Genomic DNA, 13,703 nt, shown 5'->3' with positions numbered 1-13,703 from the left:
TGTCTGATCGGTGCCTGGTCACAGGAAAGTACGCAGAACTGAAACGATGAGACGGAATGAGTGACAAGCCCGGAATCTGTCTACTTCTCTACGCAGCGGTATCGCTCAGCGGGAAGTATCGGGGTAATGCAAGATTCAAACAACTAAAGGATGTTCAAAACGAAGTCAAAACTAAATTAGCACGGCTGGAGGCGGGCGTCCAGCGATCCTAAGAATTTAGGATCGCTGACCGCACCGACGGAGTCTGGAATTACGCCAGGTTGGCGTCCAGGAACTCTTTCAACTGGCCTTTAGACAGTGCACCCACTTTGGTTGCCGCCACTTCGCCATTTTTAAACAGCAGCAGGGTCGGGATACCACGAATGCCATATTTCGGCGCAGTGCCTGGATTCTGGTCGATGTTCAGTTTCGCAATGGTCAACTTGCCTTCGTACTCATTAGCGATCTCATCCAGAATCGGGGCGATCATTTTGCACGGTCCACACCACTCTGCCCAGAAATCAACGAGTACAAGCCCGTTCGCTTTGAGTACATCCGTGTCAAAACTATCGTCAGTCAGGTGAATAATTTTATCGCTCATATATAACTCCACAGGAATAAGCCTGGTATGTTGGTGTAGCATAAAACAGCAACGTGTTGATGCCGCAATAACCAACTAAAGGTTGACTTTATTTCACCGGATACGCTTTCGTAAAGCAATAGTAAGCTGATATTCTACCACACTATGAGCAAAACACATTTGACAGAACAGAAGTTTTCCGACTTCGCCCTGCACCCAAAAGTTATTGAAGCCCTTGAAAATAAAGGGTTTCATAATTGCACGCCTATACAGGCTCTGGCTCTTCCGCTGACGCTGGCGGGCCGTGACGTTGCAGGTCAGGCGCAAACCGGTACCGGTAAAACGATGGCGTTTTTAACGTCAACGTTCCATTATCTCCTCTCTCACCCGGCAATCGAAGACCGCAAAGTTAACCAGCCGCGCGCCATTATTATGGCTCCGACGCGTGAACTGGCGGTGCAAATTCACGCTGATGCAGAGCCGCTGGCGCAGGCAACTGGCCTGAAGCTGGGGCTGGCTTATGGCGGTGATGGCTACGACAAACAGCTGAAAGTGCTGGAAAGCGGCGTCGATATTCTTATCGGCACCACGGGTCGTATGATCGATTACACCAAGCAGAACCACATTAACCTGGGCGCGATTCAGGTCGTGGTGCTGGACGAAGCCGATCGCATGTACGATCTGGGTTTTATTAAAGATATTCGCTGGCTGTTCCGCCGTATGCCAGCAACAGATCAGCGCCTGAATATGCTGTTCTCTGCCACCCTCTCTTATCGGGTGCGTGAACTGGCATTTGAGCAGATGAACAACGCGGAATATGTTGAAGTGGAACCGGAACAGAAAACCGGCCACCGCATTAAAGAAGAGCTTTTCTATCCGTCTAATGACGAGAAAATGCGCTTACTGCAAACCCTGATCGAAGAAGAGTGGCCCGATCGCGCCATTATTTTCGCTAATACTAAACACCGCTGTGAAGATATCTGGGGAAGCCTTGCCGCAGATGGTCACCGTGTAGGGTTGTTGACGGGTGATGTGGCGCAGAAAAAACGCCTGCGCATTCTTGATGAATTCACCCGTGGCGATCTCGATATTCTGGTGGCGACAGATGTTGCCGCGCGCGGTTTGCACATTCCCGCTGTCACGCACGTTTTTAACTACGATCTGCCGGACGATTGTGAAGATTACGTTCACCGTATTGGCCGTACTGGTCGCGCCGGTGCCAGTGGTAGCTCCATCAGCCTGGCCTGTGAAGAGTACGCGCTGAACCTGCCAGCGATTGAAAGCTATATTGGTCACTCCATTCCGGTCAGTAAATACGATCCGGAAGCGTTGCTCAGCGAACTGCCGCCGCCGAAGCGTCTGACGCGCTCGCGCTCCGGTAATGGTCCGCGTCGTAGCGGTGGTGCTCCACGTAATCGTCGTCGTTCAGGTTAAAAATATGCTCGGTTCCGCCTCGCTCTATGCAGCCATTGATCTCGGTTCCAATAGTTTTCATATGCTGGTTGTGCGCGAGGTGGCGGGAAGTATTCAAACCCTCTCCCGCATTAAGCGCAAGGTCCGCCTGGCGGCGGGCCTGAGCCCTGAAAATCGCCTCTCTGAGGAAGCGATGGAGCGCGGCTGGCAATGTCTGCGCCTCTTTTCCGAGCGTCTGCAAGATATCCCCCCGGAACAAATCCGCGTAGTGGCAACCGCCACGCTGCGTCTGGCCGTTAATGCGCAGGACTTCCTCGACAAAGCGCGAGAAATTCTCGGCTGCCCAGTGCAGGTTATTAGCGGCGAAGAAGAAGCGCGCCTGATTTATCAGGGCGTTGCCCATACAACCGGCGGCGCGGATCAGCGTCTGGTGGTGGATATTGGCGGAGCGAGCACGGAACTTGTCACCGGCACAGGAGCACAAACCACCTCGTTATTCAGCCTGTCGATGGGCTGTGTCACCTGGCTTGAACGTTTTTTTACCGACCGCAATCTCGGCCAGGAAAACTTCGATACCGCAGAACTGGCCGCGCGTGACGTACTGCGCCCGGTCGCCGATGAGCTACGTCATCACGGCTGGAAAGTCTGCGTTGGCGCATCCGGCACGGTGCAAGCCCTGCAAGAGATCATGATGGCGCAGGGGATGGATGAGCGCATTACCCTCGCTAAATTGCAGCAACTCAAGCAGCGCGCGATCCAGTGCGGGCGGCTTGAAGAGCTGGAAATCGAAGGCCTGACGCTGGAGCGCGCACTGGTCTTCCCCAGCGGTTTAGCGATCCTGATCGCCATTTTCACCGAAATGAATATTGAAAGCATGACACTGGCCGGTGGCGCACTGCGTGAAGGCCTGGTCTACGGCATGCTTCATCTGGCGGTTGACCAGGATATCCGCAGTCGCACACTGCGCAATATTCAACGCCGCTTTATGATTGATATTGACCAGTCCAGACGAGTCTCCACGCTGGCGCAACGTTTTACTCAAAATGTGGCGAAAGAGTGGGAACTGGATGCTTACAGTAGTGAAATCCTGCATGTTGCCTGCGAACTGCATGAAATTGGTTTAAGTATCGAATTTAAACAAGCGCCACTGCATGCGGCCTGGCTGGTACGCAATCTCGATCTGCCGGGTTTCACTCCCGCGCAAAAGAAACTGCTCGCGACGTTGCTGCTTAACCAGACTAACGCTGTTGATCTCTCCTCTTTGCATCAGCAAAACGCCGTGCCGCCGCGCGTCGCGGAACATTTGTGCCGCCTGTTACGTCTGGCGATTATTTTTGCCAGCCGCCGTCGTGACGATCTGCTGCCAGATATTACCGTCTCGGCAGAAGGCGAGACGTTAACGCTGGCACTGCCGCAGGACTGGCTGGCAAGCCATCCGCTTGGCGCGGAGTTGATCGAACAGGAAAGTCAGTGGCAAAGTTATGTCCACTGGCCGCTGGAAATCCGCCAGGAACATTGCTGAGATTGGCCTTATCGCAGCAACCGACCCGCCTCTTGTCAGAAAATCACCCGCTATCACCTGACTTTTTTCGCTAGCGTCACGCTAAACATCCCCCACGGATCGACACGCTGCGTGATTTTGGCAAAGCCTGCGCGCTTTACGAGCTGATCGATTTCACGCTGAGTTCGCCGACGCAGCAGCCAGTGTTCCCCTTTTTTATGGCTGGGAAGTACACGAGCCATCAATGCCAGTTTTGGATTCCAGAACTTGGTCGTATAAACAAGATAACCCCCTTTTTTCGTTGCGTTGGCAATCCCATTCAGGGATGTCAGCACCAGGTTGTTATCACTGAACAGTTCATAAAAGCCTGAGACGACAGACAAGGTGCGATCGCCTGGCAACGTCGCTAAATCGTCAGGAGAAAACGCATCGCCCTGTTCAAACCGCGCAATATCCATCAATCCCCTCTGCATCAGCAATTTTTCCCCTTCCTGAACATTAGAAAGCTCAAAATCACGCATCAAAATATGGGTAATCGGCTGCTGGATTTTTTCAATAGCGTTAAGCACATATCGGCCATGACCGGCGGCAACATCCAGAATCCGCACAGTCTGCTCCTGCTCCGCTAGCCTGGTCGCAGCGAGAGAGATAAGTTCTTCAACATGTTTCTCTCTCATCCTTGTGCAGTGCCAGCCAATATTGTTCAAATAATAGCGGTCAAGGGTCGTCCCCAGTGCATTTTTGCCGCTGGGCTGATTTTCATAGACATATTCCAGTGAAGCACCGGAATCAAAGCCAGTTTCCAGACCCAGTTGAACGCCTGTCGATAGCTTTCCCACCCGTCGCAGTGCAAACGCGGCGAGCATCCAGTACAGGCGCTTGAATACATTTTGCTCAGGCAAGCGCAGCTTTTCATACTCATCCTGCGTGGCCCCGCGCAGATGAGAGTCGAATAATGAAGGAGCCGGCGTCGTCTGTAAAAAATGCGCCGCTAAAAATGACCGGGTTTGCGCCATTTTCTCTGTATTCCACTCCTGCTCCGGGCAACCAAATCCAGTGTCCGGCATCATCAGAAGCGCTTTTATACGACTACCCAGATTGGCATAAAACGTCATCAGCGGGGCGAGTCTCGTTTTGCGATCGTCTTTCGTCAGAACGAACTGCGTTGGCGTTGACCATGCAAATGCGCTTCTGAAAACTCGCTGGCTGGAATAGAGAAGATCGTTAATGGCGGGATAAGGGGGCAACTGGCGTTTGGCGACACCTTTCAACCGGTACAAAAGCGCGTCCCTTTTTCGAAAGAAAAATTTCGGCGAGTAAAAAACCACCGACCGGATATCAAGGGCGTAATCGGTCATCCAGGCGGCGATCACCACGGCGCGATCGCCATGGGAAATAAGGGCAATATCCTGGGCTCGAATGGAATAGTGCGTCGTGATGTGATCGATAAATTGCTGAAAATAATAGCCCTCATGGGAGATAGCAGACGAACCATCTGCCGTCCCGGGCATGATGTCATTGCTATCAAAATCAATAACAAATACAGCGCAATCCGCCAGACCCAGCGTCCCGACAAACGCAACGACGTCTTCACAAAAGTCTCTTTCACGGTAAAACAGAATGATGGCGTGTGAAGGCCCATTTTGTGAACGCGCCGGAAAATAGCGGTAAGTGATTTGCTGGCTGTCATGGCTGACAAAGTGGTGCATCTGATCTGTCTGCGGCATAGTGATTCTTCCGTGTAATCCGCTGATGCAAAACGGCCATTGAGCATCAGCGATAGTGGGAACTGAGCAATTACGCCCCTGTACGGATGCGCTGCTTTATTTTGTCCAGCAGCAACGGCTCCCATTCGTTATCCCAACGCTCTACCAGGGCTTTACGACGCGCCAAAATTTCAGGTTCTCGGGCGTTAAAGCCTTCGACGATATATTTCTTCGCCACCCGATCGCGGTACTGGTAGCCAATGCTGTTGGTTATCTGCTCAACGGTAAGATCCTGATTGAGCATTTTGGCAACATGGAGCGTAGAGAGAAGAACCTGGCTGGAGAGCAAATCGCGGTTATGGATATGCTTCTCAACGAGTTCTTTGGTCCACAGCTTCTCCTGATAAATGGTTTCGTAGGCTTCGATAGAGACGCAGCAATGTTCCATCTCTTCGGTATAGTGATAGCCCAGTAAATAAAGCACGCCGAGATTACCGGACATACCGGTTACCAGATCAAAACGGCCATTATCAAAGAGATTGTCGAAGAAGGAGAGACCGGTCATGCACACCTGGCTTTCAAATATTCCGATACTACGGACGGCTTCCTTGAAAGAAGCACCATCGGCTTTTTTACCGGCGGCCTTTTCCCGCTCAATCCCACCAATCACGGGTTCTGCCAGCTCTTTATAAGCACCGTACAGAAAATCATAAACGCGCGGGTGATATTGTTCTCTGGCCGGTGGGGTAATTCCCTTGGTAATAAAGTTATTTAATTTACGATGCGCGGCCGCGTGTCGTTTCTCTTGCGTAACAAACACAGCGAAGCGTTCATCTTTTTGCGGCGACTCATCGATAAACTCATCATAATAATCGCCGATGCGTTCCCCATAGAACTCGAAAAATTCAAGAACATAAGAAGTGCCTAAGCCAATAAGCGATGAAACGGGATCGGGATTCCATTGGAAGTTGAAATTCTCATTCAATTCCATCACGCCATAAACTTCCTGGGGTACTGCTCTTAATTTCAGATCCATACACTTTTCCTTTTCATTTGAACATTCTGATCAAATGGACAACCCACCGTCGATAACAAAGGTCTGTCCGGTAATATGACGCCCACCCTTACCCAGCAGGAAAGCGACCATTAGAGCGATATCCTCGGGTTCACCTATTTTCCTCAGAGGGGTCATTTTGGTGAGCTGAGACACCGTTTTTTCCGGCACCGAAGCGAGCATATCGGTCATAACGGGGCCGGGAGCGATACAGTTAACACGGATATTGAAATTCCCGACTTCCCGCGCCAGCGTTTTGGTAAAGCCATATTGCGCAGACTTCGATGCCGAATAGTTTGCCTGTCCAACATTGCCTCGTAAGCCAGCAATGGAATTAATGTTGATGATGCAACCGTCTCTCTGCATCAACATGTCGTTGAGCAAGTAATGGTTTAAATAAAAAAGCGAATTGAGATTCGTATTAATAACTTCAAGCCAGTCATCCAGGCTCATCGCGAAACTGAGTGCATCTTTGGTAATACCAGCATTATTAATGACGGCGTAAGGTGAACCATGTTTTTCCTGTATCGTTTCACATAATGTTTTTACCGATTCAACATTCGCGACATCGCAGGGATAGCACCAGCAAACTTCGCCATCCACATTAAGTGAGTGCATTAATACAGCAGCCTGCGCGCTGTTATTTTTATAGGTAAAGATCACGTTATAATTTTGTCGAACCAATTCTTTAACAATCGCCGAACCAATTCCACGGCTACCTGCCGTGACTAAAACCCATTTTTTATCATCCATTGATATCTCCTTCATTTTTCCAATTTTTATTCGGATGCTTTGGTTAAACAACCGATAGAAGATTGGAAAATAATTGCATCACCCTCAACCACATGAATATTAAAGGTGTTATAAGCGGAATCGTTATCGATATAGATATCTTTATCTTCAATCAAATAATCGAAATGTTGGAAATCAATATCGCCACTTGTTAGTAGCCGTTGCGAAACAAAAAGTTTATGCGCGACATGGTAAGTCGTGATGCTATCGTAGCGGTGATGTCTGGCTATTTTCAGGGCCTGCTGATGAAAATAATCATCTTTACGTTGATTAAAGCAAAGTGAAAATAATAGCGTATCCAGAATTATCCAATGACAGCCGATGTGTGGATAATAGCTTTTTAAAGTTTGCAGGTGAGTCTGAATAATAATATCTGACACCGGGATCCTGGTTGCATTATCTAGTGAGTCAGGGGGCTGGTACGGCAAGATTGTTGCCGTCGTACATATATCTTCAGGATCACGGGATTCCGCAACGGTTAATATCTGTTTACTTCGTCCGTCTTTAATACTCAATCGAATATCGGTGTTAATCAGAACGGGTTTCTTAATATAAAAATTAAGGCTGGAGTCAGAGTTTAACCAGGGGGACACCATTAACTTCGCGTCGAGTAACGAAAGCATCCCCTGGACAATAATGTCTTTAAGACCGTTTTTCAGGGCAAAGGCTTTATCGAAGTGCACTCGATTTCGGTCACCTGAATAATGCGCCCACTGCTCTATATCCTGTGCAGAATAGCGCCTGATCATTCTTCATACCTCTTAATAACCAGACAGCTATTTGCACCGCCAAACCCGTAATTGATATTAACAACGTGATTCAATCGCTGACCAAAGAGATGGTTGTTCGGCACATAATTAAGATCGCATTTGGGGTCTGGATTATTAAGATTAATGGTTGCCGGAATCATATTATCTGTAATGCTTTTTAAGCAGAAGATAGTTTCCATGCTTCCCGCCGCGGCAATAAGATGACCAGTGTAGGATTTGGTACTGGAGACAGGAATATCGTATATCCGCGAACCGAAAACCTCTTTTAATACCAACGTTTCATTGTAATCATTCATCGGCGTTGAAGTGCCGTGGGCATTGATATAGTCGATATCGTCAATCTCAAGCTGTGCATACTCAATAGCGCGTTGAATGGTGGTTGTCCGGCCAACCAGATCCGGTGCCGGGGCAGTGAGATTGGCATATGCATCGCTGTGATTTGCATAGCCAATAACTTCGCCGTAAATGGTTGCGTTGCGCGCCAACGCGTCTTCAAGCCTTTCAAGACAAACCGTTGCAGCGCCTTCGGAAAGAATAAACCCGCTTCTGTCGAGGCTAAAAGGGCAGCATGCTTTTGCGGCTTCCTGCTGCTCCTTCGATAACGCCCCCAGAATATCCACTGACCAGATGGTGAATGGCTGCATCAAGCTTTCGCCACCGCCTGCAAGCATCATCCGCGCTTTACCGCTTTTAATGACTTCATACGCATCGCCAATCGCGATATTCCCGGTGGCACAGGCGGCAACAGGCGAGTTTTGATAGCCCCTGAGTTTCCAGTTCACCGAGATGACAGACGTACCGATGCTCGGCATCGAGTGAAAACAACTGTGCGCAGAAGCAGAAAGGGATTCGGGATCGGCATAAGCGTAATAATTGATAGTCGAGCTATCAAACCCGGCCCAGCCGGTGCCAAAAATAACACCGCAGTCGCGAGAATCATAATAAGAGAAAATATCTTGCTCATCGCCAAATGCCATTGTCAGGGCTTCGTCAGTTGCCAATAAACCGAATTCAGCGAATCGCGGTGTATTTTTGAGGATCTTTCTGGAGAACTTTTCAAGTTTAAGAGGATATGTAACTCTACCAAAAAATTTAGCTGAAATACCTTTCCCGGGATCATCCCATTCTTCATATCCCATTTTTTTATCGCGGACGGATTGCCATATTTTCTCGCTATCTTCACCGAGAGAACAAATAGCGCCATAGCCAGTAATAACGACTCGGTGAGAGTGGTGCATAGATGTGTTCATATTATTTCCCCTCAACGTATTTACTTTTCAAATAAGCAACTAATTCGCCATAAGTTTCTGGTTGCGCATCAGCAAGAGAATTTAAGTCAATATCGATATCTAATGTTTTTTTTGCTTCCACTTTAATAGTGACAAAATCGAGGCTTACGAGATCTAACGCTTCAATTGGCGTGTTGCTATTAAGTTGCTCAATATCATAATCGGTCAACTTATCAATTAACGTTTTCAGAAAATTATCGAGATCATTGTTCATATCTATATCCTTATAAACATGTGCAGAGTGGTAGAAATAAATAATATACGCTACAGGATAACTCTTAGATAAAGCTACAAGTGGCACAATTGAATGTCAAAGAATAGTGACGGGAAAATTTCTTATAGTGAAGAAGATGAGAGGTACATTACGAGATAAAAACCAGACAGAAGATTCGCATGCAATATATATACTGCAATGCACAACAAAATTCCGAATAAGAATAAAGTAAGAAAAAACAGAAGCTTCTCAATATTATTTATTAGCCAGCTTCCGTTTATTTTATTGATTCTTTGCTTTCGCCAGCATGGCGCGAATGTTCGCGACATTCGCCTGACCTTTGTGCATGCGCTCTTCAGCGCTGATAACTTTGCGTTCTTGTTCCCAGATAAGATCGTCCTGCGGCAACTCAAGCAAGAAACGGCTCGGTTCCGGGCGCACCAGTTCACCATACTGACGACGCTCTTTGCACAGCGTAAAAATCAGCTCTTTCTGCGCGCGCGTAATGCCAACGTACGCCAGGCGGCGCTCTTCATCAACATTGTCCTCATCAATGCTACTCTGATGAGGCAAAAGTCCCTCCTCCATGCCGACCAGGAAAACATACGGGAATTCCAGACCCTTAGAGGCGTGCAGCGTCATTAGCTGCACCTGATCGGACTCATCATCGCTTTCACCGCGCTCCATCATGTCGCGCAGGGTAAAGCGCGTAACCACTTCCGCCAGCGTCATTGGCTCATCCAGCTCATTGCCTTCGAGCATTTCCGTCATCCAGCCAAACAAGGTATTGACGTTTTTCATGCGCATTTCAGCGGCTTTTGGGCTGGGAGAGGTTTCAAATAGCCAGGATTCGTAATCAATGCCGTGGATCAGATCCCGCACCGCCGCAATCGGCTCACGCTCCGATAAGCGCTGAACGTCGCCGAGCCAGTGGGTAAAACGCGTCAATGCATCGTAACCGCGCCCGCTGAGCGTCTGGTTCAGACCAACATCGAAGCTGGCAGCGAACAGGCTTTTATTACGCAACGTCGCCCACTCGCCCAGCTTTTGCAGCGTTGCTGAGCCAATTTCACGTTTCGGCGTATTCACGATGCGCAAAAAAGCGCTGTCGTCGTCGGTATTGGTTAACACGCGCAAATAGGCTAACAAGTCTTTGATTTCCGGGCGGGAGAAAAAGGATGTACCGCCGGAAATTTTGTACGGAATGCGGTTCTGCATCAGGAATTTTTCGAACACGCGCGACTGATGGTTCCCGCGATAGAGGATTGCATAATCCTTATATTGCGTCTTATTGATGAAGTGATGAGCAATCAATTCACCGGTTACGCGCTCGGCCTCGTGCTCTTCATGATTTGCACTGAGGATTTTTAGCTCCGGCCCATAGCCCAGCTCCGAGAACAGGCGTTTCTCAAAAACGTGTGGATTATTGGCGATGAGAATGTTGGCGGCCTTCAAAATTCGCCCGGAGGAGCGATAATTCTGTTCCAGCTTAATCACCTGCAAGGCGGGAAAATCCTGGCTCAGCAGCACAAGGTTTTGCGGGCGGGCACCGCGCCACGAGTAAATAGACTGATCGTCGTCGCCCACCACCGTAAAGCGCGCGCGTTGACCAACCAGCAGTTTTACCAGCTCATATTGGCTGGTGTTGGTGTCCTGGTATTCATCCACCAGCAGGTAGCGGATTTTATTTTGCCAGCGCTCAAGCACTTCCTGATTGCGCTGCAATAAAAGGGTGGGCAGTAAAATCAGGTCGTCGAAGTCGAGAACATTACACGCCTTCATGTGCGCGTCATACAGGCCATAGCAGTGCGCGAAGATACGATCCCGCTCGCCGATCGCCCGCGCGGCGGCCTGCGGTGGCGTCAACAGATCGTTTTTCCAGTTTGAGATCGTCGAGATCAGCTGTTGCAGCACAATTTTGTCGTCTTCGATCAGCCCTTCGGTCAACTCTTTAAGCAGGGCTATCTGATCGGTATCGTCGAACAGTGAAAAGTTGGATTTCATTCCCAGCGCGGCAAACTCACGCTTGATGATGTTCAGCCCCAGCGTGTGAAAGGTGGAGATCATCAGCCCGCGAGCCTCTTTGCGCCCCAGCGTCTGTGCGACGCGCTCTTTCATTTCCCGCGCGGCTTTGTTGGTAAAGGTGACCGCCGCGATATGCTTCGCCTGGTATCCGCAGCCGCGTATCAAATGGGCGATTTTGTTGGTGATCACGCGCGTTTTACCGGATCCCGCACCCGCCAGCACCAGGCAAGGTCCGGTGACGAATTCGACAGCTTGTTGTTGTCCGGGGTTCAAACGCATAGGAAATTACTCAATGGAAGGCTGAAAAAAATATACACGAGTCATTCAATTCGCGTCGAGGCGGCAAGACTGTGAATCCCCGGGAGCTTACAAAAGTAAGTGACTGGGGTGAACAGACGCAGCCAACAAAGAGGCGGATTGAAGGCCGAAGTGTATAAAGGCGTGGTAGTATAGCCAGCCTTATTGACTTCACTCAAGGCACGATCATGGCAAAAACCGCAGCGGCACTGCATATCCTTGTTAAAGAAGAAAAACTGGCACTGGATCTGCTGGAACAGATTAAAAATGGCGCCGACTTCGAAAAGCTGGCTAAAAAACACTCTACATGCCCGTCGGGCAAAAAAGGCGGTCACTTAGGCGAATTCCGCCAGGGCCAGATGGTTCCGGCGTTCGATAAAGTAGTGTTCTCCTGCCCGGTGCTGGAGCCTACCGGCCCGCTGCACACCCAGTTCGGTTACCACATCATTAAAGTGCTGTACCGCAACTAATAAAAAAGCCCGGTAGCGTTAACACTTACCGGGCCTACGTTCGTGCTACTTTCCATTCCCCTATGGGTTTCGGCCAACGCATCCGCAGGTCGAAAGACGACGAGGAATTAGCTCGCGACGGCGATACGCTTCATATCCGTCATATAACCGCGCAGTTTCTGACCCACTTTCTCGATTTCGTGGCTGCGAATCGCTTCGTTCACATCACGCAGTTGCGCGTTGTCGACTGCGCCTTCGGCGATCGCTTTACCCAGATCACCGGTTTGCAGCGTGGTCATAAACTCTTTCAGCAGCGGCACGCAAGCGTAAGAGAACAGATAGTTGCCATACTCGGCGGTATCGGAAATCACCACGTTCATTTCGTACAGACGTTTACGAGCGATAGTGTTTGCGATCAGCGGCAACTCGTGCAGAGACTCATAATAAGCAGACTCTTCGATGATGCCGGAAGCGACCATGGTTTCGAATGCCAGCTCAACGCCCGCTTTCACCATCGCAATCATCAATACGCCTTTATCGAAATACTCTTGCTCGCCGATTTTACCGTCGTACTGCGGTGCGGTTTCAAACGCGGTTTTACCGGTTTCTTCACGCCAGGTCAGCAGTTTTTTATCGTCATTAGCCCAGTCAGCCATCATGCCGGAAGAGAACTCACCGGAAATAATATCGTCCATATGTTTCTGGAACAGCGGAGCCATAATGCCTTTCAGTTGCTCGGACAGCGCGTAAGCACGCAGTTTCGCCGGGTTAGACAATCTATCCATCATCAGCGTAATACCGCCCTGCTTCAGTGCTTCGGTAATGGTTTCCCAGCCAAACTGAATCAGTTTTTCCGCATAAGCCGGATCGGTACCTTCTGCCACCAGTTTGTCAAAGCACAGCAGGGAACCGGCCTGCAACATGCCGCAGAGAATGGTCTGCTCACCCATCAAGTCAGATTTCACTTCGGCAACAAAAGAGGATTCCAGCACACCTGCGCGATGGCCGCCGGTCGCCGCTGCCCAGGCTTTAGCGATTGCCATACCTTCACCTTTCGGATCGTTTTCCGGATGAACCGCAATCAGGGTCGGTACGCCGAAACCGCGTTTGTACTCTTCGCGCACTTCCGTACCCGGACATTTCGGCGCCACCATCACGACAGTGATATCTTTGCGGATTTGCTCGCCCACTTCGACAATGTTGAAACCGTGAGAATAACCCAGCGCCGCGCCTTCTTTCATCAGCGGTTGCACAGCACGTACAACGTCAGTGTGCTGTTTGTCCGGCGTCAGGTTAACCACCAGATCGGCTTGCGGGACCAGCTCTTCATAAGTGCCAACTTTAAAGCCGTTTTCGGTCGCTTTACGCCAGGAAGCGCGTTTTTCCGCGATCGCTTCTGCACGCAAGGTATAAGAAATATCCAGACCGGAATCGCGCATGTTCAAACCCTGGTTCAGGCCCTGCGCGCCACAGCCGACGATGACCACTTTTTTACCCTGAAGGTAGCTCGCGCCATCAGCAAATTCTTCACGCGCCATAAAGCGGCATTTGCCCAGCTGTGCCAGCTGCTGGCGCAGGTTCAGTGTATTAAAGTAGTTAGCCATGGTGAAACCTCATGATGTTGTGTTGTCGTG

Annotated in this window: 12 protein-coding genes; 3 read left to right on the top strand and 9 right to left on the bottom strand. The window is 49.7% G+C overall.

Going from position 1 to position 13,703, the window contains the following annotated elements:
• Nucleotides 1-250: 250 nt before the first annotated feature.
• Nucleotides 251-580: a thioredoxin TrxA gene (gene trxA / locus Q5705_18910; protein ID WLI76617.1), complete on the bottom strand. Its 330-nt coding sequence runs from the start codon at nt 578-580 to the stop codon at nt 251-253.
• A 144-nt stretch (nt 581-724) separates the two neighbouring features.
• Here trxA and rhlB point away from each other — a divergent pair, with 144 nt between their 5' ends.
• A complete protein-coding gene (rhlB, locus tag Q5705_18905; GenBank protein ID WLI76616.1) occupies nt 725-1,993 on the top strand; it encodes an ATP-dependent RNA helicase RhlB in 1,269 nt (422 codons plus the stop codon).
• A 4-nt stretch (nt 1,994-1,997) separates the two neighbouring features.
• A complete protein-coding gene (gene gppA / locus Q5705_18900; protein ID WLI79064.1) occupies nt 1,998-3,494 on the top strand; it encodes a guanosine-5'-triphosphate,3'-diphosphate diphosphatase in 1,497 nt (498 codons plus the stop codon).
• A gap of 53 nt (nt 3,495-3,547) precedes the next feature.
• On the opposite strand, the gene Q5705_18895 is transcribed toward gppA, so the two are convergent.
• From Q5705_18895 to rep, 7 genes are all read right to left on the bottom strand, one after another.
• Complete coding sequence (locus Q5705_18895) at nt 3,548-5,200, bottom strand: class I SAM-dependent methyltransferase family protein (protein ID WLI76615.1); 1,653 nt, start codon at nt 5,198-5,200, stop codon at nt 3,548-3,550.
• Nucleotides 5,201-5,270: 70 nt separating this feature from the next.
• On the bottom strand, nt 5,271-6,215 hold the full coding sequence (locus Q5705_18890) for a hypothetical protein (protein WLI76614.1): 945 nt from the start codon (nt 6,213-6,215) through the stop codon (nt 5,271-5,273).
• A gap of 30 nt (nt 6,216-6,245) precedes the next feature.
• On the bottom strand, nt 6,246-6,986 hold the full coding sequence (gene fabG / locus Q5705_18885; protein WLI76613.1) for a 3-oxoacyl-ACP reductase FabG: 741 nt from the start codon (nt 6,984-6,986) through the stop codon (nt 6,246-6,248).
• 26 nt (nt 6,987-7,012) lie between these two features.
• Nucleotides 7,013-7,774, bottom strand: coding sequence for a MaoC/PaaZ C-terminal domain-containing protein (locus Q5705_18880; GenBank protein WLI76612.1), 762 nt, complete (start codon nt 7,772-7,774; stop codon nt 7,013-7,015).
• On the bottom strand, nt 7,771-9,045 hold the full coding sequence (locus Q5705_18875; protein WLI76611.1) for a beta-ketoacyl-[acyl-carrier-protein] synthase family protein: 1,275 nt from the start codon (nt 9,043-9,045) through the stop codon (nt 7,771-7,773). Before Q5705_18875 ends, Q5705_18880 begins: the two co-directional genes overlap by 4 nt.
• Nucleotide 9,046: 1 nt before the next feature.
• Nucleotides 9,047-9,298 carry a phosphopantetheine-binding protein gene (locus tag Q5705_18870; GenBank protein WLI76610.1) on the bottom strand — a complete coding sequence of 84 codons (252 nt, stop codon included), beginning with the start codon at nt 9,296-9,298 and terminating at the stop codon, nt 9,047-9,049.
• A 282-nt stretch (nt 9,299-9,580) separates the two neighbouring features.
• Complete coding sequence (gene rep / locus Q5705_18865; GenBank protein ID WLI76609.1) at nt 9,581-11,602, bottom strand: DNA helicase Rep; 2,022 nt, start codon at nt 11,600-11,602, stop codon at nt 9,581-9,583.
• A 206-nt stretch (nt 11,603-11,808) separates the two neighbouring features.
• Between rep and ppiC the strand changes: the two genes are divergently transcribed.
• Nucleotides 11,809-12,090 (top strand): peptidylprolyl isomerase PpiC, encoded by a 282-nt coding sequence (gene ppiC / locus Q5705_18860; GenBank protein ID WLI76608.1) that lies wholly within the window; start codon nt 11,809-11,811, stop codon nt 12,088-12,090.
• Nucleotides 12,091-12,197: 107 nt separating this feature from the next.
• Here ppiC and ilvC read toward each other — a convergent pair whose 3' ends face one another.
• Nucleotides 12,198-13,673 (bottom strand): ketol-acid reductoisomerase, encoded by a 1,476-nt coding sequence (gene ilvC / locus Q5705_18855; GenBank protein WLI76607.1) that lies wholly within the window; start codon nt 13,671-13,673, stop codon nt 12,198-12,200.
• Nucleotides 13,674-13,703 lie beyond the last annotated feature (30 nt).

This window comes from Kosakonia sp. H02 (assembly GCA_030704225.1).
GTDB lineage: Bacteria > Pseudomonadota > Gammaproteobacteria > Enterobacterales > Enterobacteriaceae > Kosakonia.
The sequence above is the reverse complement of the archived record's forward strand: the minus strand, read 5'-3'. Positions and strand labels throughout refer to the sequence as shown.

Excerpts from the sequence above, each read along its gene's own strand:
- gppA (WLI79064.1), top strand. The coding sequence starts at position 1,998 with ATGCTCGGTTCCGCCTCGCTCTATGCAGCCATTGATCTCGGTTCCAAT.
- Q5705_18890 (WLI76614.1), bottom strand. The coding sequence starts at position 6,215 with ATGGATCTGAAATTAAGAGCAGTACCCCAGGAAGTTTATGGCGTGATG.
- fabG (WLI76613.1), bottom strand. The coding sequence starts at position 6,986 with ATGGATGATAAAAAATGGGTTTTAGTCACGGCAGGTAGCCGTGGAATT.
- rep (WLI76609.1), bottom strand. The coding sequence starts at position 11,602 with ATGCGTTTGAACCCCGGACAACAACAAGCTGTCGAATTCGTCACCGGA.
- Q5705_18895 (WLI76615.1), bottom strand. The coding sequence starts at position 5,200 with ATGCCGCAGACAGATCAGATGCACCACTTTGTCAGCCATGACAGCCAG.
- ilvC (WLI76607.1), bottom strand. The coding sequence starts at position 13,673 with ATGGCTAACTACTTTAATACACTGAACCTGCGCCAGCAGCTGGCACAG.
- ppiC (WLI76608.1), top strand. The coding sequence starts at position 11,809 with ATGGCAAAAACCGCAGCGGCACTGCATATCCTTGTTAAAGAAGAAAAA.
- Q5705_18870 (WLI76610.1), bottom strand. The coding sequence starts at position 9,298 with ATGAACAATGATCTCGATAATTTTCTGAAAACGTTAATTGATAAGTTG.
- Q5705_18880 (WLI76612.1), bottom strand. The coding sequence starts at position 7,774 with ATGATCAGGCGCTATTCTGCACAGGATATAGAGCAGTGGGCGCATTAT.
- rhlB (WLI76616.1), top strand. The coding sequence starts at position 725 with ATGAGCAAAACACATTTGACAGAACAGAAGTTTTCCGACTTCGCCCTG.
- Q5705_18875 (WLI76611.1), bottom strand. The coding sequence starts at position 9,045 with ATGAACACATCTATGCACCACTCTCACCGAGTCGTTATTACTGGCTAT.
- trxA (WLI76617.1), bottom strand. The coding sequence starts at position 580 with ATGAGCGATAAAATTATTCACCTGACTGACGATAGTTTTGACACGGAT.